Below are 22,213 nucleotides of genomic sequence, written 5' to 3'. Positions count from 1 at the left end.
GTTATAGTCTCGTGGGCTCGGAGATGTGTATAAGAGACAGCTATCCGCCTGTGGTCTATGCGCCGCTTCCCCAGCCGGTGCCGGCCGCACCGCTGGCCACCCGGACCTCTCCCACCTATCTCGGCCCCGGCGGGCGCTATTGCCGCGATTTCCAGATGCCGGGAATCGTCGGTGGACGCCCCGCGACGCTCGTCGGGACCGCCTGCCTGGACCCGGACGGCCAATGGCGGGTGATCGGCTGAGGGCGGGCGCGGAGCGCAGGCAACTCTATCCGCAATATCGGGATATCCCCAGAAGCTGTGGGTAACTCTGTGAGCGAATCCAGGGGCAACCTGTGAGCACGGCCGTGAATCCACGACCTTGACCAAATTGCCTAAATTTCAGGCACCAATGAAATGCCGGAATTGCCCGGCTTTTGTGGGTTTTAACGGTTCCAAACGAGTCCGGGAAAACAAAAAAGCAACATTCGCAGAGTCAAGGACGCCGTTCAGGTGAATGTGCATAACTCGGGCTAACCCGGACTATTGGCCCCACCCACCGTTTCGACGCGAACACCGGGGAACCGCTGGGGCTCACAGGCATAGGCGGGCCAGCAGATCGGCCAGCCGGTTCCGTTCCTCCGCCGACAGGCGCCCGGTCAGCTCGGCCTCCGCCTGCGCGATGGCAGGCCCGGCCGCCTCCACCACCCGACGCCCGCTGTCGGCCAACCGGACGAGGTTGCGGCGACGGTCCAGGCTGTCGGGGCTGCGCAGGAGATAACCGCGGTCGATCAGCCGCACCACCACCCCCTGCATCGTGGCGGGGTCCATCGCGATGCTCCGGCCCAAATCGATCTGCGACATCGGCCCATGCTGGTGCAGCGCGGCCAGTGCCGCCCATTGCGGCGCCGTCAGGTTGAAGCCGGTCAACGCGTCGCTCAGCATCGCCGTGGCGCGCTGGTGGACACGGCGGATGCGGCTGTGGATGGACTCGGCGGGGACGGTGCAAAGGGCGACGTCGCAACCCTCCCTGCCGTCGGCACCATCGTTGCCGGCCATTTCGGTCGGGAAAGCCATGAACGCGGCGGCCTCGTGTCAATGAAAGACACTTTGGCCTTTAACACCGATCTGTGTCGGTTGTGTTTCAGGAGACGATTACTACGTTACCGTTTTGAAATATGACGAACGTCCAGCTCACTCCGCCGCTTGATGGATCGATGGCGCCGCCCTGTCACGGGCCTCCCGCCGCTCCAGATCGATGAGCTCGACCATCCGGCGCTCCACGGCGACCAGATACTCGCGGGTTTCCAACCCCCGGCATTCCCGGCTGTGCCGGCGCAGCAAGGTGATGGCCTTGTAGGAGGGAGTGCGGCTCCACGGCATGGTCGGCTCGCGCGGATAAATGGTGGCGGGGGCACCTATTACAATGGAGAAATATTACGCGAATGCGAGAGACGCCATGAAAATTCTTCGTTGCGCACGGGACCCTGCTTTGCTCGGAGCGGTTACGTAAGGCGGGCCCGCAACGCATCACGCGCAAGCCTGTCTGCCGGCCCGACCGTTGAAAAGAGAGGCGATGCGCATGGGCACGTCCGGTGCGTTGATGGCGGTGAGCGCTCTCGCCCTTCTGGTGACGGCAGTGTCCTATGATCCGACGCCCTTGCGCGTCCTCGTGACCACCCTGTGCTGCAGGCTGGACGGCTTCTTTCTGGGTCACCGCTGAGGAGCGCGTCGGTTCCGAAGCAAAATGGAGTTATCCGGTCCGTTAATCATTGCATCTCGGCCCCCGTGTGGCATGAACGCCCTGTGGAGTTTGAAGAACATCCACCGCCGACGGTCCTTGTCCAGCTGCCGCCCGCGCCGGCTCGGCCCGTCCGGGCGCAGGGGCGGCAGCCCTCCTTACATCAGATTTTCTTGGCGATGCCCCATTACCTGCGTCTGTTTCTCTTGCTCGTGGCCGCCGTGGTGCCGCTCGCGGCGCTCCAGTTCATGACGCAGCACAGCCTGCGGCAGGATCGGGAAAACGAGGTGCGGAACGACACCCTGCGCCTTCTCGACCTGCTGGACGTCGAACAGCAGCGCATCGCCGCGGAGGCCCGGCAGGTGCTGGCGACGATCGTCGAATCCGGCGTGCCGCAGGCCGGGCCGCCGGACTGCCAGCAGACCATGGACCGGCTGCGCGCCCGCTACCCCGCCTATCTGTCCGTGGAGGTGGCCGACCGGGAGGGCCGGGTGTGGTGCGCGACCGACCCGGTCTCGCTGGGCGTCGATCTCGGCGGCATCCGCACCTTCCAGAACGCGCTGTCCACAGGCGCCCTGACGACGGGAGAATACGGGCTGCGCTACCCCAACCAGCGCCCCATCCTGCCCTTCCGGCTGGCCTATCCGGCGCCGGACGGCACGCCGGGCGCGCCTCCGGGCGGTGTGGTCACCGTGCTTCTCGACGCCCGCTGGCTCGAAGAGAATCTGGGCAACCGCCCCCTGCCCCCGGGCATGGAGATGGTGATCGCCGACCGCCAGGGCCACACGGTCGCACGCCTGCCGGAGGCACCCGACGCCATCGGGCAGCCCCTGCCCACCGCCATGCTCCAGGCCATGCACGCGGCGCGGGGAACACGGTCGGCGGCCGTGTTCTATACCGACGGGACGGAACGGATGGTGGTTTCCGCCCCCCTCGACACCGGCACCCGCGAATCGATGATCGCCATCGGGATCGACCGCGATGCCGCGATGCGCCCGGTCCGGGACGCCATGGCTTTTTCGCTGACTCTGTTCGGCGGGGTGCTTCTGCTCACCTGCCTGGGTGCCGCCTGGGGCATGCGGCAGTTCCTGCGCGTGCGCGATCGGATGCTGGAGACCGTAGTCGAGAAGGCGTCGGTCCTGGAGAGCACGACGGACGCCGTGGCCGAACTCGACCGGTCCTGGCGGGTCGTCTTCGTCAATGAACGGGCCCGGACCCTCCTGCCCGAGTCCGGCGACGCCATCGGCCGGAACGGACGCCAGACTTTCGCGGAACTGATGGCCGGCGAGTCCGGGCGGACCCTGCAGCAGGCCATGGAGAGCCGCGAGGCGGTGGAGTTCGAGACGCAGGGGCCGCGCAGCGGCGTCTGGTTCGCCGTCCGCGCCTTCCCCTCGCGCAAGGGTTTGGCCCTCTACTTCCGCGACGCCACCGACCGCCGGCGCCTGGAGGACGAGCGCACGCACCTGACCCGGCAGCTCGAAGCGGAGCGCAGCCTGCTGACGGCCATTCTAGACCATCTGCCCTCGGGACTGCTGGTGGCGGAGGCGCCGAGCGGGCGGATCGTCAAGGTCAACGAGACGGCGCTTCGCCTGCTCGGTGGTCCGCCGCCGCCGGTCGCCGGCTGCGGCTGCGGCGGCGCGCGGGCCTGCAACGGGGGCGCCTGCTTCGGCGAAGGTCGCTGCCCGCTGTCCCGCGCCCTGCGGCAGGGCGAGACGGTGGAGCAGGAGGATTTCCCCTACAGCCGGCCCGACGGCGCCGCCATGACCCTGTCGGTCAGCGCCACCCCGGTCCGTGCCCCCGACGGGCGGGTGACCCTGGCGATCTGCACGCTGCGCGACGTCGGGGAGCGCAAGGCCATGGAACTGGCGCTCCAGCGCGCCAAGGAGGAGGCCGACGAGGCCAACCGCGCCAAGTCGAAGTTCCTCGCCGCGGCCAGCCACGACCTGCGCCAGCCGATGCAGTCGATGTTCCTGTTCACCGGCATCCTGCACCGTTTCATCAGCGACGAGCAGGGGCAGCGCAGCCTGGAAATGCTGGAGCGCGGCCTGGACACGCTGAAGGGGCTGCTGGACAGCCTGCTGGACGTCTCGCGACTGGACGCCGGGGCGGTCGACCCGCGCGTGGAGCCCTTCGCCCTCAACAGCCTGCTGGATGAGATCGCCGCCTCCTACGCGCCGATCCTGGAAAGCAAGAAGCTGGCCTTCCGCATCGTGCAGGACCGTTCGGTGACGGTGCGCAGCGACCGCGTGCTGCTCGGCCGCATGGTGCGCAACCTGCTGGAGAACGCCGTCAAGTACACCGAGCGCGGGGCGGTGCAGATCGCCATCCGGACCCAGGACGGGAAGACTGGGGACGGGAAGACTGGGGACGGGAAGACTGGGGACGGGCTGGCGCGGATCGAGGTCAGCGACACCGGAATCGGCATCCCGCCCGACCAGCTGACCCGGATCTTCGCGGAGTTCCACCAGATCAACAACCCGGAGCGGGACCGGGCGCGCGGGCTCGGGCTCGGGCTCGCCATCGTGCAGCGCCTGTCGACGATCCTCGACCATCCCGTGGAGGTGAAATCCCAGCCGGGCCGCGGCTCGGTCTTCGCCATCACGGTCCCTGTGGCCGCCGTGGAGGCCCCGCCGCCGCCGCCACCGGCCGCCTCCCTCTTCACCGGCGGCCGCGATGCCCCGCGCGCCCTGCTGGTGGACGACGACGCCATCGTCCTGCTGGGGCTGCGCGACATGTTCCGCGAATGGGGCTACGAGGTGCTGATCGCCGGCTCCGCCGACGAGGCCGTGGCGAAGGTCGAGGCGGACGGCCGCATGCCCGACGTGATGCTGGTCGACTACCGCTTGCGTGAAGGGCGCGTCGGGACAGAGGCGGTGGTGCGCGTCCGCGCCATGGCCGGATGGGATGTGCCCGCCATGATCCTGACCGGGGAGGCCGGTCCGGAATGCGAGACGGACGCCGCCGCGCACGGGCTGGAGGTGGTCCGCAAGCCGGTGACGCCGCGCCAGCTCCGCCGTGTCCTGGACCGCGCCATGGCGAAGCAGCCCGGAAGGACGGCTGACAGCATGACCGGTGCGGAGGGTGAGCGTCTGTCGCTGTAGAGGGCTCCCGGCCGCCGGAAAAGAAAGTGGCCCGCCGTCCGGTTGAACGGCGGGCCCTTGAGGTGCAAAACAGGGAGGCACACGCCCTTGGGGCAAGCTGAAGATAGCAACGGCGCCCGCTCCGCGCGAAAGGGGGGAAGTCGTAGCGTTCGGCGTGTTCGGAGTGCACCGAAGGGAGCGGACGCTCTCCCCGAAAAAATGATGGCCTCGAAAGATTTCGCTTGAGCGCCGGCGGCGGCACGGCTATATCAGCGCTCCCGCGTCGCCCCAAGGGATGCGGGACAAAGAGCAGACGATGCGCTTGTGGCGGAATTGGTAGACGCGCTAGGTTCAGGTCCTAGTGGCTGAAAGGCCGTGGGGGTTCGAGTCCCTCCAAGCGCACCAACACTTCTTGTGTTGGTCTGATCGAAAAGTGGGGCCATAGCTCAGCTGGGAGAGCGCTACAATGGCATTGTAGAGGTCAGGAGTTCGATCCTCCTTGGCTCCACCATCATGAAGCCAGCAACCTTGACGGGTTGCTGGCTTTTCCTTTTCTCCGGCCTCCCACTTTCAGGCCAGTGCCGACAAGGCTTCACCGGGCATTTCAGGAACAGGCGCCCCGGTATCGCCTTTGAAAGCATCGACGCCCTCTACCTCCCGTTCAGTTGACGGGACCGCGGCTTGCGGCGGCGGCACAACGGGCCATTTTCAATGTTTTAAAGCACAGATGCCGTCAGGAGCGTGCCTTCATGAATCCCCGGTTGCTCGCCGAGGTGCTGGAACCCGTGCTGAACGCCGCGGAGAAGGATGACGCGGCGATGCTCGACGCCGTGAATCTGTCGGCGGAGGCGCTGGCCGCGCTTGGTGCGGTCATTCTGGACCGCGATGGGCGCCCGGCCGACGGCGTGTCCGATGAACGCGCGGTGGTCGCCGCGCTCAACACCCACGCCCACACGCTGATGCAGTGCGGGCGGCTCGACGACGTGGTCGAAGCGTTGCAACTGGCCGAACGGATCGGCCGGCTGGGCCGCCTGCCCCACCATCCGCGCATGTCCGACGGCTAGCCACCTACGGTTAGGCGGGAGGAACACCGCACCGCCCCGGTTGTTGTGCGAGCCGTGCCGCCCAACAGGGGAGACGTGTCTTGCCGACAGCGCCCAAATCGAATGCATTTTCCGGCCCCATCGAGGGCGAGGCCCTGTCCCTGCTTCAGGACAAACTGCTTCCCGGCTTCCTGACCGGACGGCGCTGGTACGCCGCCAAGGACGCCGGCACGCCCACCGTGCGCATCGTCGATGCGCTCCCTCTTCCCCTCACTTCCGGTTCCGCCCAGCTCTGCCTGCTGCGGGTGGAGACGCCGGGGCGCGAGCCGCAGCTCTACCAGCTTCCCCTTGTGCTCAACCGCGACGGCAAAGCCGATGCCGCCGATCCCTTCTCCATCGCCGGCCCCGAGGCGCTCCCCTGGTCGGGCAGCCTGCGCGACGGCTACGGCGACGAGGAGGTGGTTCGCGCCCTGCTCGACGGCATCCGCAAGGGTGGGGAGAGCGGGGGCCTGCGCTTCGGGCAGAGCCGCGCCCTCGACGCGGTGAAGGGGGCGCTGGGCAACGGCGCGCCGCTGCGCTGGACCGGGGTGGAGCAGTCCAACACGTCCGTCCGCGTCGGCGACGCGGCGATCCTGAAGGGGCTGCGCAAGCTGGAATCCGGCACCCATCCGGAGCTGGAGGTCGGGCGCTTCCTGACCGAGGTCGCCAACTTCCGCAACACCCCCGCCCTGCTCGGCTGGGTGGAGCGCACGGGCGACGGCGAGGCCGCCACCCTGTGCATCCTGCAGGAGCTGGTCCCCGACGCCCGTGATGCCTGGAGCCACGTCACCGCCGAGCTGGCGAAGCGCGTCGAGCGCTTTGACGACGACAAGGCGGACGACGTCGCCTTGATGACCTTCATGCGCCGCCTGGGTCGCCGCACGGCGGAGATGCACCGGGCGCTCGGCACCCCCGGCGGCGGCGACGCCTTCACGCCGGAGCCGGTGACCCCGGCCATGCTGAGGGGCTGGGCGGACGGCGTGCGCACCCTCGCCCGCCGCGTGCTGGGCAAGTTGCGCGAGGCCGCCCCACAACTGAACGCCGACCTCGCCCCCTATGCCGCGTCGCTGGCCGACAGCGAGGCGACGGTGATGCGGCAGATCGAGACGCTGACGCCGCCGCGCGGGACCTTCCACGCCATGCGCCTGCACGGCGACTATCACCTGGGGCAGGTGCTGGCCGGCAAGGACGACCTGTACATCGTCGATTTCGAGGGCGAGCCGATGCGCCCGCTGGCCGAACGGCGGGCCAAGCACTGCATCCTGCGCGACGTGGCGGGGATGCTGCGCTCCATCACCTACGCCGCCGCCGGGGCGCGGGCCGCCCTGCCCGCCGACCTGGACGAGACGGCGCGCGGCGCCCGCACCGCATGGTTGAACTGGTGGGAGGGGGAGGCGGCCTCCGCCTTCGTCGCCGGCTACCGCGAGGCCATCGGCGATTGCCCGGGCTGGCCTGCCGACGCGGCCACCGCCACGCAGCTTTTGAAACTCTTCCTGCTGGAGAAGGCCCTCTACGAGATCGGCTACGAGCTGGCGAACCGGCCCGACTGGCTGGCCATCCCCCTGGCCGGGGCCATCGGCATCCTGGGCGCCGACGCCGGGCCGGAGGTGGCCGACCGCGCGTCCGGCCCGGTCGGGCTGGCCGCCCCCGGCGCCACCCGCCTCGGCGAGGCGCGGGCGCACGCCATGCCCTTCGGCGCGCAGGTGCAGCCCGACGGCTCCGTCCGCTTCACCCTGTGGGCGCCGGGGACCGAGCAGGTGTCGCTGTGGCTGGAGGACACCCAGGCCCTGCTGCCCATGGTGCGGCGGGCCGACGGCTGGTTCGAGTGGACCACCGCCCAGGCCCAGGCAGGCAGCCGCTACCAGTTCGAGCTTCCGGACGGGCTGCGCGTGCCCGACCCGGCCTCCCGCCACCAGCCGGAGGACGTGCACGGGCCGAGCGAGGTGATCGACCCAACCGTCTTCCGTTGGTCCGACGCCGCCTGGACCGGCCGCCCCTGGCACGAGACGGTGCTGTACGAGTTGCATGTCGGCACCTTCACCGAGGAAGGCACCTTCCGCGCCGCCATCGACAAGCTCGACCACCTCGTCGAGCTGGGCGTCACCGCCATCGAGCTGCTGCCGGTCGCCGATTTCCCCGGCGCCCGCAACTGGGGCTATGACGGGGTGCTGCCCTACGCCCCGGACGCCGCCTATGGCCGCCCGGAGGATCTGAAGGCGCTGGTCGATGCCGCCCACGCCAAGGGGCTGATGGTCTTCCTCGACGTCGTCTACAACCATTTCGGACCGGACGGGAACTACCTCCACGCCTACGCCAAGGCCTTCTTCACCGACCGGCACAAGACGCCCTGGGGCGACGCCATCAACGTGGACGGGCCGCGCAACGCCACGGTGCGCGACTATTTCATCCACAACGCGCTCTATTGGATCGAGGAGTTCCACATGGACGGGCTGCGCTTCGACGCGGTCCACGCCATCCTCGACGACAGCGACAAACTGTTCCTTCAGGAGCTGGCGGAGCGCGTGCAGGACGCCGTGCGCTGCCGCCGCCACGTCCATCTGGTTCTGGAGAACGACGAGAACGAAGCCCACCTGTTGGAACGCCATCCCGAGGGTGACCCGCGCTGGCACACCGCGCAGTGGAACGACGACCTGCACCACTGCCTGCACGTCTGGGCCTCCGGCGAGGACGCCGGCTATTACGCCGATTACGCCGGCGACGCGGCGAAGTTGGCCCGCGCGATGGCCGAGGGCTTCGCCTTCCAGGGCCACGCCTCCTCCTATCGCGGCGGCGAGGCGCGCGGCGAGCCGTCGGCGCACCTGCCGCCGACCGCCTTCGTCACCTTCATCCAGAACCACGACCAGATCGGCAATCGCGCCTTTGGGGACCGCATCACCCGCTTCTCGCGGCCCGAGGCGGTGCGGGCGGCGACTTCGCTCTATCTGCTGGGGCCGGGCATCCCGATGCTGTTCATGGGTGAGGAATGGGCGTCCGACCGCCCCTTCCCCTTCTTCTGCGACTTCGCCGACGAGCTGGCCGAGGCGGTGCGCAACGGCCGGCGTGAGGAATTCGCCAAGTTCCCCGAATTCCAGGACCCGAAGGTGCGCGACCGCATCCCCGACCCGACCGCTCCGGAGACCTTCCAGTCGGCCAAGCTCGACTGGGACGACCGCGACCGGGGTGAGCACGGTGCGTGGCTGGACTGGTACCGCCGCATCCTCGCGGTGCGCCACAGGGAGATCGCGCCGCGGCTGGAGAACGCGCCCGGCGGTGCCGCCGCCCACGAGGTGATCGACGGGCGGGGCATCCGCGTCTCCTGGCGGCTGGGCGACGGCAGCCGCCTGCATCTGCTCGCCAACCTGTCCGACGCCCCCGTGACGGGCATGGGCGAGGCCGTGGGCCGCGTCCTGTGGACCGAGGGTAAGGGCCTCGATACCGGAACCATGGCGCCGCTGTCCGTCCTGTGGACCATCGAGGAGACGACGGCGCTCGACCGGCTCGGGGAGCGGATGGGGATCGAGACGCACTACACCGGCGCCTCAGGCGAGACCATCCAGGCGTCGGAGGGCACCATCCGCGCCCTGCTCGCCGCCATGGAGGTCGACGCCGACGACCCGGAGGAGGCGTTGGCGGTGCTGGAGCGGCGCGAGTTGGCCCGCCCTCTGCCCCCGGTGGCGGTGCTGCGCATCGACCGTCCGCCCTTCTCGGTCACCGTCACCCTGCCGGAAGGCAGCGGGACGCTGCGCTGGACCCTGACGCTGGAGGGCGGGGGCGACCGCAGCGGCGAGGCCGATTTCGGCGACCTGCCGCTGGTCCGCAAGGCGGGTGCCGAGGGTCAGCATTTCGAGGTGCGCCGCCTCGACCTCGGCGCGGCTCCGGCGCCCGGCTACCACCGGCTGCGGCTGGACGTCGACGGCCTGCGGGCGGAGCATCCCGGCCTGGAGACGACGGTCATCGCCGCTCCCGCCACCTGTCACCTGCCCGCCCCGCTCCAGATGGGCGAGCGGATCTGGGGCCTGTCGGTTCAGCTCTACGCCCTGCGCTGCGCCGGGGATTGGGGAATCGGCGACTTCGGCGACCTCGTCAACGTCGCGGAGATGGCCGCGGCACGCGGGGCAGGCATCGTCGGGCTGAACCCGCTGCACGCCCTGTTCCTCGACCAGCCCGATCAGGCCAGCCCCTATTCCCCGGCCAGCCGCCTGTTCCTCAACCCGCTCTACATCGACGTGCTGGCGGTGCCGGAACTGATGGGCTGCGCCGAGACCCGCGACCTGATCGCGGACGAGAGCTTCCTCAGCGCGGTGCAGGCGGCGGGGGCCGCCCCGCTGGTCGATTACGCCGCCGTAGCGGCACTGAAGCTGCCGGTCCTGGAACGGCTGTTCGCCCATTTCCAGACCGAGGGAAGCGCGGAGCGGCGTGGGGCGTTCGCCGCCTTCCGGGCCGAGCTGGGCGAGGGGCTGGACCGCTTCTGCACCTTCCAGGCCCTGCGCGAGCGTTTCGCCAAGGACGGCACGCCCGACTGGCGCCGCTGGCCTGAGGAGTATCGGGACGCCGCCTCCCCCGCCGTCCGCCGCTTCGCCGAGAAGCGGCGGGAGCGGATCGACTTCTTCGTCTGGCTGCAATGGCTGGCCGACAGCCAGTTGCAGGCGGCGGCAGAGCGGGCGCGGGAGCGCGGGATGGCCGTCGGCTTCTTCCGCGACCTCGCGGTCGGGGCGGACAGCGGCGGGGCGGAGACCTGGGCCGACCCGCATGTGGTGGTGGCGCAGGCCCATGTCGGCGCCCCGCCCGACCTGTTCAACCCGGCCGGGCAGGACTGGGGCCTGCCGCCCTTCCACCCCCACGCGCTGCGCGAGGGTGGCTACGCCCGCTTCATCGAGCTGCTGCGCGCCAACATGCGCCACGCCGGGGCGCTGCGCATCGACCACGCCATGGCGCTCCAGCACGTCTACTGGATACCGGAGGGGCATCCGCCCTCCGAAGGGGCCTACGTCGCCTACCCGATGGACGACCTCCTCGGAATCCTGGCCCTGGAGAGCCAGCGCAACCGTTGCCTCGTCGTCGGCGAGGATCTGGGCACCGTGCCCGAGGGATTCCGCGAGCGTATGGCGGAGGCGGGTGTCCTGAGTTACCGGGTGATGTTCTTCGAATGGACCGAGGACGGCGGGTTCCGCGGCCCCGACGACTACCCCTACACGGCGCTCGCCACGGTGGGCAGCCACGATCTCGCCACGCTGCGCGGCTGGTGGGAGGGGCACGACATCACGCTGAAGGAGGAGCGCGGCCTGTACCCGGCGGAGGGCGAGGCGGAGCGCCAGCGCGACCGCCGCAAGGCCGAACGCGCCCGCCTGCTGGAGGCCCTGGCCGACGCCTTCCTGCCGCTGCCCGCCAGCTTCGGCCCCGACAGCCCCTACGGCGAGGCGTTGGGCCACGCGGTGCACGCCTTCCTGGCCCGCACCGGCTCGGCCATCGCCATGGTCCAGATGGACGACCTGACCGCCGAGCTGGAGCAGGTGAACCTGCCCGGCACGGTGGACCAGTACCCCAACTGGCGCCGCAAGCTGCGCCTTGCGCTGGAGGACATGGCCGACTGCCCGCAGGCCGGCGCCATCGCCGCCATCATGGCCGCCGCCCGGCCGGCCGCGGTGGCCGATGGGAGACGCAACGATAACTCCCTCTCCCCTCTGGGGAGAGGGTTGGGGTGAGGGGGGCCCGCAACTCCCGAACGTCCGGCACACGCACAACCCCCTCACCCTCCCCTCTCCCCAGAGGGGAGAGGGTAAATCTTCAGGAGACCAACCCATGGCGGCGGACGCCGATAAGCCGATCCCCCTGGCCACCTACCGCGTGCAGTTGCGCGCCGAGTTCGGCTTCGACCGCACCGCCGAAATCGCCGACTACATGGCGCGGCTGGGCGTCAGCCACCTCTACGCCTCGCCCTACATGAAGGCGCGGCCGGGCAGCACCCACGGCTACGACATCGTCGACCACAACGCCCTGAACCCGGAGCTGGGCAGCGAGGGGTCCTTCCACGCCATGGTCGACGCGCTGAAGCGCAACGGGCTGGGCCAGATCCTCGACTTCGTGCCGAACCACATGGGCGTCGGCGGGTCGGACAACGGCTGGTGGCTGGACGTGCTGGAATGGGGGCCGGACAGCCCCTACGCCGGCTATTTCGACATCGAGTGGGAGCCCGACCGCCGCTACCTGCACGGCAAGGTGCTGGTGCCGCTGCTCGGCGATCAGTTCGGCGCGGTGCTGGAGTCCGGCGGGCTGGAGCTGCGCTTCGACAAGGAGGCGGGCGGCTTCGCCGTCTGGGCCTACGACACCCACAAGCTGCCCATCCGGCCCGCCGACTACGGCACGATCCTCGGCGACGACCAGCCGGACCTGGAGCGCATCGGCGACGCCTTCCGCCATCTCGATCAGGTGCGCCCGCACCAGATCCGCCGCGCCAACGCCCTCAAGGCCGAGCTGGCCGCCCTGGTCTCTGAGAAGCCCGACGTGGCCGAGGCCGTGGAGCGCCGGCTGAAGCGCTTCCGCGGCGCGGAGGGCGAGCCGGAGAGCTGGCGCCGCCTGACCGATCTGATCGCCGCCCAGAACTGGCGCGCCGCCTACTTCAAGGTGGCGGCGGACGACATCAACTACCGCCGCTTCTTCAACATCAACGAACTCGCCGGCCTGCGCATGGAGGAGCGGGAGCTGTTCGACGTCGCCCACCGGCTGGCCTTCAAGCTGGTCGACGACGGCACGCTGGACGGGCTGCGCATCGACCACATCGACGGCCTCTACGACCCCAAGGGCTATTGCGAGCGGCTGGCCCAGGCGACCGAGCGGCCCTTCTATCTGGTGGTCGAGAAGATCCTGGCCCGCCACGAGCGGCTGCGCGAGGACTGGCCGATCGACGGCACCACCGGCTACGAGTTCGCCAACCTGATGGGCGGGCTGTTCGTCGACCCGCGGGGGGAGGAGGCGTTTACCAAGCTCTACGCCGACTTCACCGGACGGCGCGAGAGCTTCGACGAGGTGGTGCGGACGAGCAAGATCCGCATCATGGAAAGCGAGATGGCCAGCGAGCTTCATGTGCTGGCCCGGCAGGCCTCGCGCATCGCCCGCGCCAACCCGCGCACCGCCGACTTCACCGCCAACATCCTGCATCAGGCGTTGAAGGAGACCATCGCCCGCTTCCCGGTCTACCGCACCTATGTCGACTGGCGCGGCGTCAGCGAGCTGGACCGGCGGAGCATCGACTGGGCGATCACCCAGGCGCGCAAGGCCGACCCGAACACCGACGGCTCCGCCTATGATTTCCTGCACAGGCTGCTGACCACCGATCTGGTGGCCCAGCCGCGCAGCGGCTACAGCCGCCAGCAGGTGCTGCGCTTCGCCATGCGCTTCCAGCAGTACAGCGGCCCGGTGATGGCCAAGGGGCTGGAGGACACCGCCTTCTACCGCTACAACCGGCTGGCCGCGCTGAACGAGGTGGGCGGTCATCCCGAGCGTTTCGGGGTCGGCACCGCCAACTTCCACCACGCCAACGCCGAGCGGGCCGAGCGCTGGCCGCACGCCATGCTGGGCAGCACCACCCACGACACCAAGCGCGGCGAGGACACCCGCGCCCGCCTCTACGCCCTGTCGGAGATGCCGGAGGAGTGGGAGCGGCAGATCCAGACCTGGAGCCGCCTGCTGCGCGCCCGCCGCGGCGACGTGGAGGGCACCGCCCCGCCCGACCGCAACGACGAGTATCTATTCTACCAGCTCCTCGTCGGCGCCTGGCCGGCGGAACTGACCGGGGCGGACCCCGCCAGCCTCGACCCGCAGGCGATGACGGAGTTCGCGGAGCGCCTTGCCGGCGCCATGACCAAGTCGATGCGCGAGGCCAAGGTTCACAGCACCTGGGCCGCCCCCGACGAGGCCTATGAAAGCGCCATGACCAGCTTCGTCCACGACGCGCTGGACGTGTCGCGCAGCACCGCCTTCTTCGACGCCTTCCTGCCCTTCCAGGAGCGGCTTGCCCGCATCGGCATGGTCAACGGGCTGACCCAGACCCTGCTGAAACTGACCAGCCCCGGCGTGCCGGACATCTACCAGGGCTGCGAGCTGTGGAACTTCAGCCTCGTCGATCCCGACAACCGGCGCCCGGTGGACTACGACGCCCGCCGCCGCCTGCTCGACGAGGTCGAGGGAGCGGAAATCGGCAGCCTGCTGAGCCGCTGGCAGGACGGCGCGGTGAAGCTCTCCCTGACCCGGCGCGCCCTGGCCCTGCGGGCGGCCATGCCCGACCTGTTCGCCACGGGTGAGTACCTGCCGCTGGAAGCGACGGGCGAGCGGGCGGAGCATGTGGTGGCCTTCGCCCGGCGGCTGGGCGACGACACCGTCGTGGTCGCCGCCCCGCGGCTGGTGGGGGCGCTGGGCGAGACTCCGGACTGGGGCGATACCTCCGTCCCGCTGCCGCGCGGGCAGCGCTGGCGCAACGCGCTGACCGACGGAACACTGGAGGCCGCGGACGCGGTGACCGCCGCCGACCTGTTCCGGGACTTCCCCGTCGCCCTGCTGGTGCGGGAGGGGTGAGTTCCATGGACCGCAACCCGCCGCAGCGCCGCACGCTCGTTCCCATCGACCAACGGCTGATCGGGAGCGATCCCGGCAAGCCCGCCGTCTTCGGGACCGTGCTGTCCGGCGACCCTCAGGAAAGTTTCCTGAACCTCTACGACGGCGGCGGGGGGCGGTTCGCCTGCGGGGTCTGGCAATGCACGCCGGGCACCATCGCCATGGCCGACTGGCCCTATGAGGAGTTCTGCGTGCTGCTGGCCGGGCGGGTGATCATCACCCCCCGGGACGGCGCGCCGCAGGAGCATGGGGAGGGCGACGCCTTCGTCATTCCCCGGGGTTTCACCGGCGTCTGGGAGGTGCGGGAAACGATCCGCAAATACTACGCGATCGAGAATCCGCTCGGTCCCCGCGCCGCCATGGGGCGGATGCTGCGCGCCCCGCTGTCGCTGGCCCGGCGGCTGTGGCAGCGGGGCGAGCCGGCGCTTGCCCGCAGGGGCTTCTGAATCGGGCTGCCTCACAAAATACCCGATTTCTTCGCTCGGGATTGATCGAATCCCTCCGCCACGCGTTATTCCAAAGGACAGGCGCCCGAGCCGAGAAACGAGAGGCGCCTCATCGGACCATTCCTGCACCACGGGACGCGACCACAGACGGACGGGAGACAAGTCATGAGCGATCATCGCCAGTGGGTCGAGCTGGACCCCAGCAACGGCTCCGAAAACACCAAGCCGCAGGACGGGCAATCCGCCGCGGCGCCCGCGCAGAACTCCGCTCAGCCGGCGGAAGCCCCTGCATCGGGCGGTCCGGAAGAGACTCCGGACCGCTGACCAACGGTCATTGTCCAAGGATACTGTTTAAAGCATGCGAAAACGGCAGGGCGGGGCCTCAGGGCTTCAGCCCTGCCGCCGCATGGGCTGTTGTGCGGGTTGCGGCGCTGACTGGGACGCCGGCTGCGGCACTGCGGCGGACACGCGCTCGGGCCGCCCGAACAGTTCCAGCGCCGGGGGGATGGAGGACGGGCGCAGCCCCGCCAGGATTTCCCCCACAGCCCCGACCGCATCGACCAGCGCGTCGGGCATCACCGGCTTGCGCAGCAGGCCGACCGCGAAATCGCGCGCCTCCTCGCCGCGGTGGTCGAAACCGGTGATCAGCAGGGAGGGGATGTTGTGTTCCTCCCACAGCTTGCGGGCCAGCGTCAGCCCGTTCTCGCCTCCGGCCAGATAGACGTCCACCAGGGCAAGATCCGGCTGTTCCCGGACCCCCAGCCGCGTCGCCTTGGCGGCGTCGCGCAGAGGGCCGACGACCGTGTATCCGGCATTCTCCATCACGGCCTTGATGGCGGGCCCGATCAACGGGTCGTCTTCGACGACGAGCAACTTCACGGCATCTGTTCCTTGTTGGCGGACGGCGCGGGCCGACGTGGCCCGCAGCGCCCATGTTTGTCGATGCGGTGCATCAATCAAGGGGCTGATTGCGCGCAATGGAGCGAGCCGGCGGGGCACCGAACGGGCAGTGCCATCCGGAGAAGCGAACCCGCCACCCTCTTTGCGTGTTTGAGACAGTCCAAGCGTGATGCAACCTCCGTGGGAGTCCTGCATGAAGTTCATCGAATTCACCGACCACGCCGGAGCGCCGGTTCTGATCAACGCCGCGGGCGTTCTGTACCTGCGCGGGATCGAAGGGGAGCGGACCGAGATCACCTTCGCCGGACGCTCCGAACCGCTGGTGGTCGCCGCCCCGCTGGACGAGGTGGCCCGGACGTTGGAAGACGCCACGCCGATACCGCCCGACCCCACCCTGGCGCTCGTCTCGTGACGGGCCGGCTTCACACGTCGTAGATCGGCCCCGGCGTGGACGTGTTGGCGCCGCCGCGCTTCTGCTCCTCCTTCTCGGTCAGTTCGGCCTCGCCGCCCTGGTCGGGCTTGACGGTGCCTTCACGGGCCTCGTCGATCCGGTCGTCCTTGCGCTGGGGCTCGGTGGCGGGTGTCCGGTCGTCACTCATGACGGTCCTCATGCTGATTGTCGGTTCACTGTATTCAACATTTCGGGGGCCGCGACGTTGCGCCCGTCGCCTGCCCCTTCCGGAGGGCTGATCCGCGCACGGCGCGGGTTGCCTGAAACCGTTCGCTCCATCACTTTTCGGGGCTGGAGACAAACCGGAAGGACCGCCATGATCGACCTTCACTATTGGCCGACCCCCAACGGGCACAAGATCACTCTGTTCCTGGAAGAGGCCGGGCTGGATTACACGATCCATCCCGTGGACATCTCCGCTGGGGACCAGTTCAAGCCGGACTTCCTGGCGATGTCCCCCAACAACCGCATGCCGGCCATCGTCGACCGCGCTCCGGCCGACGGCGGGGAGCCGATGTCGGTCTTTGAATCCGGCGCGATCCTGATTTATCTGGCGGAGAAGACCGGCAAGTTCCTGCCCGCCGACCTGCGGGGCCGCAAGACGGTTCTGGAGTGGCTGTTCTGGCAGGTGGGGGGCCTCGGCCCGATGGCTGGGCAGAACCACCATTTCGTGCAGTACGCGCCCGAACAGATCCCCTACGCCGTCGACCGCTATGTGAAGGAAACCAATCGCCTCTACGGCGTCCTGAACAAGCGTCTGGCCGGCCGCGCCTTCATCGCCGGGGACGAGCTGACCATCGCCGACATGGCCTGCTACCCCTGGGTCGTCCCGCACGAGCGGCAGCGCCAGAATCTCGCCGACTTCCCCGAGCTGAAGCGCTGGTTCGAAGCGATCCAGGCCCGCCCGGCGACCGTCCGCGCCTATGAGAAGGGCGCTGAACTGGCCAAGCGTCCGTCGGTCACCGACGAGGGCAAGAAGATCCTCTTCGGCCAGACCGCCGCCAACGTCCAGAAGTGACCGTCACTGCCCTCGCGCCCCCAACCGGGCGCGAGGGCAGCAAAGTCCTTACTGTGCGGTCCAGCCGCCGTCCATCAGCAGGCTGGCGCCGGTCATCTGCGCCGCCGAATCGGAGCACAGGAAGACCGCCAGCCCGCCCAGCTCGTCCGGCGTCACGAAGGCGCCGGAGGGCTGCTTGGCGCCGAGCAATTCCGCCTTCGCCTGCGGCTCCGGGATGTTCTTGGTCGAGGCGATCGCGTCGATCTGCTTCTGCACCAGCGGGGTCAGCACCCAGCCCGGACAGATAGCGTTGCAGGTGACGCCGGTCCCCGCCGTCTCCAGCGCCACCGTCTTGGTCAGCCCGACCACGCCGTGCTTGGCCGCGACGTAGGCCGACTTGTTGACCGATGCGACATGGCCGTGCACCGAGGCGATGTTGAGGATGCGACCCCAGCCGCGCCGCTTCATGCCCGGCAGGGCGTGGTGGGTGCCGTGGAAGACGGCGGACAGATTGAGCGCGATCACCGCGTCCCAGCGCTCCGCCGGGAAGTCCTCCACCGGGGCGACGTGCTGGATGCCGGCGTTGTTCACCAGCACATCCACGGAACCGAACGTCTCCTCCGCGTAGCCGATCAGCCCGGCAATCTCCGCCGGCTTGGACAGGTCGGCGCCGTGATAGCCGACGCGCACGCCGAACTCCGCCGCCAGACCGGCGCGCAGTTCCTCGATGGCGGCCGCGTCGCCGAAACCGTTCAGCACCACATCCGCCCCGGCTCCGGCCAGCGCCCGCGCGATGCCCAAGCCGATCCCGCTGGTCGAGCCGGTGACCACCGCGACCTTCTGAGTCAAGGTCATGGCTTATCCTCTGTTGTCTTGTTGGTTTGGGTGCCCTCCCCCCGCCCGGGGGGAGGGCTGGACGCCGGTCAGCCTTCCAGTTCCGGGCGCTCGCGGAACTCGTCGAGCGCCATGGGATTGGCGAGCGCCTCGGTGTTCTTGATCGGGCGGCCGTGTACCGCGTCGCGCACCGCCAGTTCGGTGATCTTGCCCGAGCGCGTGCGCGGGATGTCCTTGACCGCCACGATGCGCGCCGGGACGTGCCGCGGCGAACAGTTCTCCTTGATGCGCTTGCGGATCGTGTCCTCCAGCGCCTTGTCGAGGGTCAGCCCCTCGCGCAGCACCACGAACAGGATGACGCGCACGTCGCCGTCCCATTCCTGGCCGATGCACACCGCCTCCAGGATCTCCGGAAGCTGCTCGACCTGCCGGTAGATCTCCGCCGTCCCGATGCGCACCCCGCCGGGGTTCAGCACCGCGTCCGAGCGCCCATAGATCACCCAGCCGCCATGCACGGTGCGCTCGATGAAGTCGCCGTGCGTCCACACGTTGGGGAAGCGCTCGAAATAGGCCGCGCGGTACTTCGCCCCGTCCGGATCGGCCCAGAAGCCCACCGGCATGCAGGGGAAAGGCCGCGTGCAAACCAGTTCGCCCTTCTCGCCGCTGACCGCGTGGCCGGTGTCGTCGAAGGCCGCCACCGCCATGCCGAGCCCCGCCGTCTGCAACTCGCCCGCCCACACCGGGGCCGTCGGGTTGCCCAGCACGAAGCAGGACACGATGTCCGTGCCGCCGCTGATCGAGGCCAGATGGATGTCGGATTTGATCGCCCGGTAGACGTACGCGAAGTTCTCCGGCATCAGCGGCGAGCCGGTCGAGGCCAGCGCCCGCAGCGTGTCGAGCCGGTGCGTGCGCATCGGCTCCAGCCCCGACTTCTCGGCCTGCTGGATGAACTTGGCCGAGGTGCCGAACAGCGTCATACCCTCGGCGTCGGCGTAGTCGAACAGGATGTTGCCGTCCGGCGCGAAGGGTGAGCCGTCGTAGAGCAGCAGCGTCGCCCCGGCGGCCAGCCCGGAGACCAGCCAGTTCCACATCATCCAGCCGCAGGTGGTGTAGTAGAACACCCGGTCGCCCGGCTTCACGTCGCTGTGCAGCCGGTGCTCCTTGACGTGCTGGAGCAGCGTGCCGCCGGTGCCGTGGACGATGCACTTGGGCTTGCCGGTGGTGCCCGACGAATAGAGGATGAACAGCGGGTGGTTGAAGGCCACCCGCTCGAAGCTCGGTTCCGCCGCCGCGAAGGGCGCGATGAAGTCGCCCCAGGTGACGCCGCCGCGGATGGCCGAGACGTCCGGCGTCTCGTTGACGTAGGGGATGATGACCGCGGCCTTGACGGTGGGCAGCTCGGTCAGCACCTGGGCGATCTTGGCCCGGATGTCGTGGCTCTTGCCGTTGTACCAGTAGGCGTCGGGGGCGAAGAGGACGGTCGGCTCGATCTGGCCGAAGCGGTCGGTGATGCCCTGGGCGCCGAAGTCGGGGGAGCAGGAGGACCAGATGGCCCCCAGGCTGGCCGTGGCGAGCATGGCGGCCAGCGTCTCGGGCATGTTGGGCACGACGGCGGCGACGCGGTCGCCCTTGCCGACGCCGGCGGCCTTGAGCGCCTGCTGGAGGCGGGACACCTCGGCCTTCAGATCGGCGCCGGACCAGCGGCGCTTGACCTTGTCCTCGGCCCAGAAGACGACCGCCTCGCCTTCCGGCGCGTTGGCGAGCATGTTCTCGGCGTAGTTCAGGCTGGCCTCGGGAAACCAGCGGGCGCCGGGCATCTTGTCGCCATCGGCCAGGGCCACGCCGCCGAGATCGCCCTTGAGTCCGGCCCACTCCCACAGGAAGCGCCAGAAATCCTCCTTGCCGGCGACCGACCAGTCGTAGAGCGCGTCGTAATCGTCCAGCCGCAGCCCGAAGCGGGCGCTCGCGGCCTGCCGGAAAGCCGTCAGGTTGGAGGCGGCCACGCGCGCCTCCGACGGGGTCCACAACGGCTGATCAGAAAGCGGCTGATCAGAAAGCAATTGACCAGGGGGCGGTTGATCCATCTTGCGGTTCCTGATTTTGGCTTTTTATGCCGTTCGGTTCTTGACGTTCAGCGACGGCCGAAGCGGGCCTGGAGTTCGCCCACGATACCACGGCGGAAGACCAGCACGCAGACCACGAAGATGGCGCCGATCACCACCGGAACCGGCATGCTGGTGGCGGCCAGATAGCTTTCCAGCGTGACGACGATGGCCGCCCCCACCACCGGGCCGAGCAGCGTGCCCATGCCACCGAGCAGCGTCATCAGCACCACCTCGCCCGACATCTGCCACGTCACGTCGGTCAGCGAGGCGAGCTGGAAGACCAGCGCCTTGGTCCCGCCGGCCAGACCGGCGAGGCTCGCCGACAGCACGAAGGCCAACAGCTTGTAGCGCTCCGTCCGGTAGCCGAGCGACACGGCGCGCGGCTCGTTCTCGCGGATCGCCTTCAAAACCTGGCCGAAGGGGGAGTGCACGGCGCGCCAGACCACCGCGAAGCCGACCAGGAACACCGCCAGCACGAAGTAGTACATGGCCAACGGCTGGTTCAGGTCGATCACCCCGAACAGATGCCCGCGCGGCACCGCCTGGATGCCGTCCTCGCCGCCCGTGAACTTGAGCTGCAACGCCATGAAGAAGACCATCTGCGACAGCGCCAGCGTGATCATGGCGAAGTAGATGCCCTGACGGCGGATCGCCAGCGCGCCGAAGGCGAGGCCCAGCAGCGCGGAGAAGCCCATGCCGAGCAGGATGCTGACCTCCGGCCCCAGCCCCCAGACCTTGGCGGAATGGGCGGTGATGTAGGCCGCCCCGCCGAAGAAGGCGGCGTGGCCGAAGCTGAGCAGGCCGGCGAAACCGATCAGCAGGTTGAAGGCGCAGGCGAACAGCGCGAAGCACAGCACCTTCATCACGAAGACGGGGTACAGCACGTAGGGTGCGGCCAGCGCGATCAACAGCCCGATGCTGAGGATGATGGCGTTGCGGGTGCTGTCCTGCCCCGGACGGCGCAGCGCGATGGTTGTCGTCTGGGTGTCGGCCGCTTTGATGCCGGTCGTCTTGCTTTGGGTGGCCATGGCTCAGCGCTCCCGTCCGAAGAGGCCCGCAGGCTTGATGAGAAGGACGATCGCCATCACGACGAACACCACGATGTTGGAGGCTTCGGGGTAGAAGACCTTGGTCAGGCCCTCCAGCAGCCCCAGCCCCAGGCCGGTGACGATGGCGCCGAGGATGGAGCCCATGCCGCCGATCACCACCACCGCGAAGACGACGATGATCAGGTTGGAGCCCATCAGGGGCGACACCTGATAAATGGGTGCCGCCAGCACGCCGGCGAGTCCGGCCAGCGCGACGCCGAAGCCGTAGGTGGCGGTGATCATCACCGGCACGTTGATGCCGAAGGCCTGGACCAGCACCGGGTTTTCCGTGGCAGCGCGCAGGTAGGCGCCGAGCCGCGTCCGCTCGATGGCGAACCACGTCCCGAAGCAGACGATCAGCGAGGCGACGACGACCCAGCCGCGGTAGTTGGGCAGGAACATGAAGCCCAGGTTCTGGCCGCCCTTGAGCGCGTCCGGGATCGGATAGGGCTGGCCCGACACGCCGTAGAAATGGCGGAAGGCGCCTTCCATGATCAGGGCGAGGCCGAAGGTCAGCAGCAGGCCGTAGAGATGGTCGAGCTTGTAGAGGCGCGACAGCATGGTCTTTTCGAGAACCACGCCCAGCAACCCGACGATCAGCGGCGACAGGCCCAGCGCCCACCAGTAACCGAGGCCGAGCTTCGTCAGCAGCAGCCACGCCACGAAGGCGCCGATCATGTAGAGCGCGCCGTGGGCGAAGTTGATGACGTTCAGCATGCCGAAGATGACCGCCAGCCCAAGGCTGAGCAGCGCGTAGAAGGACCCGTTGATGAGGCCGAGCAGAAGCTGGCCGAACAGGACCTGGGGCGGCACCCCCAGCAAGTCGAACATGACCGTCCCTCCCTGTGTATCGGACTTTTGATTTTTTGATTGGGTGCTTGGGGTGGGCCCCCACCCAACCCTC

The 22,213-nt window shown here is 69.1% G+C and carries 17 protein-coding genes and 2 tRNA genes; 11 read left to right on the top strand and 8 right to left on the bottom strand.

What is annotated here, in order from left to right; genetic code table 11:
- Positions 1-242: RT0821/Lpp0805 family surface protein (locus tag Q4I23_RS16065; protein WP_498526861.1), on the top strand; the 242-nt coding region annotated here is incomplete at its 5' end.
- 330 nt (positions 243-572) lie between these two features.
- Here Q4I23_RS16065 and Q4I23_RS16060 read toward each other — a convergent pair.
- Both Q4I23_RS16060 and Q4I23_RS16055 read right to left on the bottom strand, forming a co-directional pair.
- Positions 573-1,055, bottom strand: coding sequence for a MarR family winged helix-turn-helix transcriptional regulator (locus tag Q4I23_RS16060; protein WP_237905742.1), 483 nt, complete (start codon positions 1,053-1,055; stop codon positions 573-575).
- A gap of 117 nt (positions 1,056-1,172) precedes the next feature.
- On the bottom strand, positions 1,173-1,361 hold the full coding sequence (locus Q4I23_RS16055) for a hypothetical protein (RefSeq protein WP_237905741.1): 189 nt from the start codon (positions 1,359-1,361) through the stop codon (positions 1,173-1,175).
- Positions 1,362-1,898: 537 nt separating this feature from the next.
- On the opposite strand from Q4I23_RS16055, the gene Q4I23_RS16050 reads away from it, so the two are divergent.
- From Q4I23_RS16050 to Q4I23_RS16015, 8 genes are all read left to right on the top strand, one after another.
- Positions 1,899-4,820, top strand: coding sequence for a hybrid sensor histidine kinase/response regulator (locus Q4I23_RS16050; protein WP_498526860.1), 2,922 nt, complete (start codon positions 1,899-1,901; stop codon positions 4,818-4,820).
- A 297-nt stretch (positions 4,821-5,117) separates the two neighbouring features.
- Positions 5,118-5,204 (top strand) — tRNA-Leu (locus Q4I23_RS16045).
- 30 nt (positions 5,205-5,234) lie between these two features.
- Positions 5,235-5,310 (top strand) — tRNA-Ala (locus Q4I23_RS16040).
- A 238-nt stretch (positions 5,311-5,548) separates the two neighbouring features.
- Positions 5,549-5,863, top strand: coding sequence for a hypothetical protein (locus tag Q4I23_RS16035; RefSeq protein ID WP_035677092.1), 315 nt, complete (start codon positions 5,549-5,551; stop codon positions 5,861-5,863).
- Positions 5,864-5,943: 80 nt separating this feature from the next.
- A complete protein-coding gene (treZ, locus tag Q4I23_RS16030) occupies positions 5,944-11,583 on the top strand; it encodes a malto-oligosyltrehalose trehalohydrolase (protein WP_498526859.1) in 5,640 nt (1,879 codons plus the stop codon).
- Positions 11,584-11,680: 97 nt separating this feature from the next.
- Entirely contained in the window at positions 11,681-14,449 is a 2,769-nt protein-coding gene (gene treY, locus Q4I23_RS16025) for a malto-oligosyltrehalose synthase (protein ID WP_498526858.1), read from the top strand.
- A 5-nt stretch (positions 14,450-14,454) separates the two neighbouring features.
- Positions 14,455-14,934, top strand: coding sequence for a cupin domain-containing protein (locus Q4I23_RS16020; protein ID WP_498526857.1), 480 nt, complete (start codon positions 14,455-14,457; stop codon positions 14,932-14,934).
- Between the two features lie 165 nt (positions 14,935-15,099).
- Positions 15,100-15,258, top strand: coding sequence for a hypothetical protein (locus Q4I23_RS16015; protein WP_170295962.1), 159 nt, complete (start codon positions 15,100-15,102; stop codon positions 15,256-15,258).
- Between the two features lie 66 nt (positions 15,259-15,324).
- Here Q4I23_RS16015 and Q4I23_RS16010 read toward each other — a convergent pair whose 3' ends face one another.
- Complete coding sequence (locus tag Q4I23_RS16010; protein WP_498526856.1) at positions 15,325-15,813, bottom strand: response regulator; 489 nt, start codon at positions 15,811-15,813, stop codon at positions 15,325-15,327.
- A gap of 214 nt (positions 15,814-16,027) precedes the next feature.
- Here Q4I23_RS16010 and Q4I23_RS16005 point away from each other — a divergent pair, with 214 nt between their 5' ends.
- Entirely contained in the window at positions 16,028-16,246 is a 219-nt protein-coding gene (locus Q4I23_RS16005) for a hypothetical protein (RefSeq protein ID WP_040134431.1), read from the top strand.
- A gap of 10 nt (positions 16,247-16,256) precedes the next feature.
- On the opposite strand, the gene Q4I23_RS16000 is transcribed toward Q4I23_RS16005, so the two are convergent.
- Positions 16,257-16,433, bottom strand: a complete 177-nt coding sequence (locus Q4I23_RS16000; protein WP_454017587.1) for a hypothetical protein — start codon at positions 16,431-16,433, stop codon at positions 16,257-16,259.
- A gap of 168 nt (positions 16,434-16,601) precedes the next feature.
- Here Q4I23_RS16000 and Q4I23_RS15995 point away from each other — a divergent pair, with 168 nt between their 5' ends.
- Positions 16,602-17,303: a glutathione binding-like protein gene (locus Q4I23_RS15995; RefSeq protein ID WP_498526855.1), complete on the top strand. Its 702-nt coding sequence runs from the start codon at positions 16,602-16,604 to the stop codon at positions 17,301-17,303.
- 48 nt (positions 17,304-17,351) lie between these two features.
- Here the strand turns inward: Q4I23_RS15995 and Q4I23_RS15990 are convergent, their stop codons facing one another.
- From Q4I23_RS15990 to Q4I23_RS15975, 4 genes are all read right to left on the bottom strand, one after another.
- Positions 17,352-18,137, bottom strand: coding sequence for a 3-hydroxybutyrate dehydrogenase (locus Q4I23_RS15990; protein ID WP_454017585.1), 786 nt, complete (start codon positions 18,135-18,137; stop codon positions 17,352-17,354).
- 68 nt (positions 18,138-18,205) lie between these two features.
- Positions 18,206-20,200 (bottom strand): acetoacetate--CoA ligase, encoded by a 1,995-nt coding sequence (locus tag Q4I23_RS15985; protein WP_498526854.1) that lies wholly within the window; start codon positions 20,198-20,200, stop codon positions 18,206-18,208.
- A gap of 47 nt (positions 20,201-20,247) precedes the next feature.
- Positions 20,248-21,249 carry a branched-chain amino acid ABC transporter permease gene (locus Q4I23_RS15980; protein ID WP_498526853.1) on the bottom strand — a complete coding sequence of 334 codons (1,002 nt, stop codon included), beginning with the start codon at positions 21,247-21,249 and terminating at the stop codon, positions 20,248-20,250.
- 3 nt (positions 21,250-21,252) lie between these two features.
- Positions 21,253-22,140, bottom strand: a complete 888-nt coding sequence (locus Q4I23_RS15975) for a branched-chain amino acid ABC transporter permease (protein WP_014197554.1) — start codon at positions 22,138-22,140, stop codon at positions 21,253-21,255.
- Positions 22,141-22,213 lie beyond the last annotated feature (73 nt).

It is taken from the genome of Azospirillum sp. UFLA03-27 (genome assembly GCF_059803775.1).
Note: the sequence above shows the minus strand (reverse complement) of the source record. Positions and strands in the feature narration are given on the sequence as shown.

Bases quoted from the DNA above. Each gene is read 5' to 3' on its own strand.
- Q4I23_RS16060 (WP_237905742.1), bottom strand. From the start codon at position 1,055: ATGGCTTTCCCGACCGAAATGGCCGGCAACGATGGTGCCGACGGCAGG.
- Q4I23_RS16055 (WP_237905741.1), bottom strand. From the start codon at position 1,361: ATGCCGTGGAGCCGCACTCCCTCCTACAAGGCCATCACCTTGCTGCGC.
- Q4I23_RS16050 (WP_498526860.1), top strand. From the start codon at position 1,899: ATGCCCCATTACCTGCGTCTGTTTCTCTTGCTCGTGGCCGCCGTGGTG.
- Q4I23_RS16035 (WP_035677092.1), top strand. From the start codon at position 5,549: ATGAATCCCCGGTTGCTCGCCGAGGTGCTGGAACCCGTGCTGAACGCC.
- treY (WP_498526858.1), top strand. From the start codon at position 11,681: ATGGCGGCGGACGCCGATAAGCCGATCCCCCTGGCCACCTACCGCGTG.
- Q4I23_RS16020 (WP_498526857.1), top strand. From the start codon at position 14,455: ATGGACCGCAACCCGCCGCAGCGCCGCACGCTCGTTCCCATCGACCAA.
- Q4I23_RS16015 (WP_170295962.1), top strand. From the start codon at position 15,100: ATGAGCGATCATCGCCAGTGGGTCGAGCTGGACCCCAGCAACGGCTCC.
- Q4I23_RS16005 (WP_040134431.1), top strand. From the start codon at position 16,028: ATGAAGTTCATCGAATTCACCGACCACGCCGGAGCGCCGGTTCTGATC.
- Q4I23_RS16000 (WP_454017587.1), bottom strand. From the start codon at position 16,433: ATGAGTGACGACCGGACACCCGCCACCGAGCCCCAGCGCAAGGACGAC.
- Q4I23_RS15995 (WP_498526855.1), top strand. From the start codon at position 16,602: ATGATCGACCTTCACTATTGGCCGACCCCCAACGGGCACAAGATCACT.
- Q4I23_RS15990 (WP_454017585.1), bottom strand. From the start codon at position 18,137: ATGACCTTGACTCAGAAGGTCGCGGTGGTCACCGGCTCGACCAGCGGG.
- Q4I23_RS15985 (WP_498526854.1), bottom strand. From the start codon at position 20,200: ATGGATCAACCGCCCCCTGGTCAATTGCTTTCTGATCAGCCGCTTTCT.
- Q4I23_RS15980 (WP_498526853.1), bottom strand. From the start codon at position 21,249: ATGGCCACCCAAAGCAAGACGACCGGCATCAAAGCGGCCGACACCCAG.
- Q4I23_RS15975 (WP_014197554.1), bottom strand. From the start codon at position 22,140: ATGTTCGACTTGCTGGGGGTGCCGCCCCAGGTCCTGTTCGGCCAGCTT.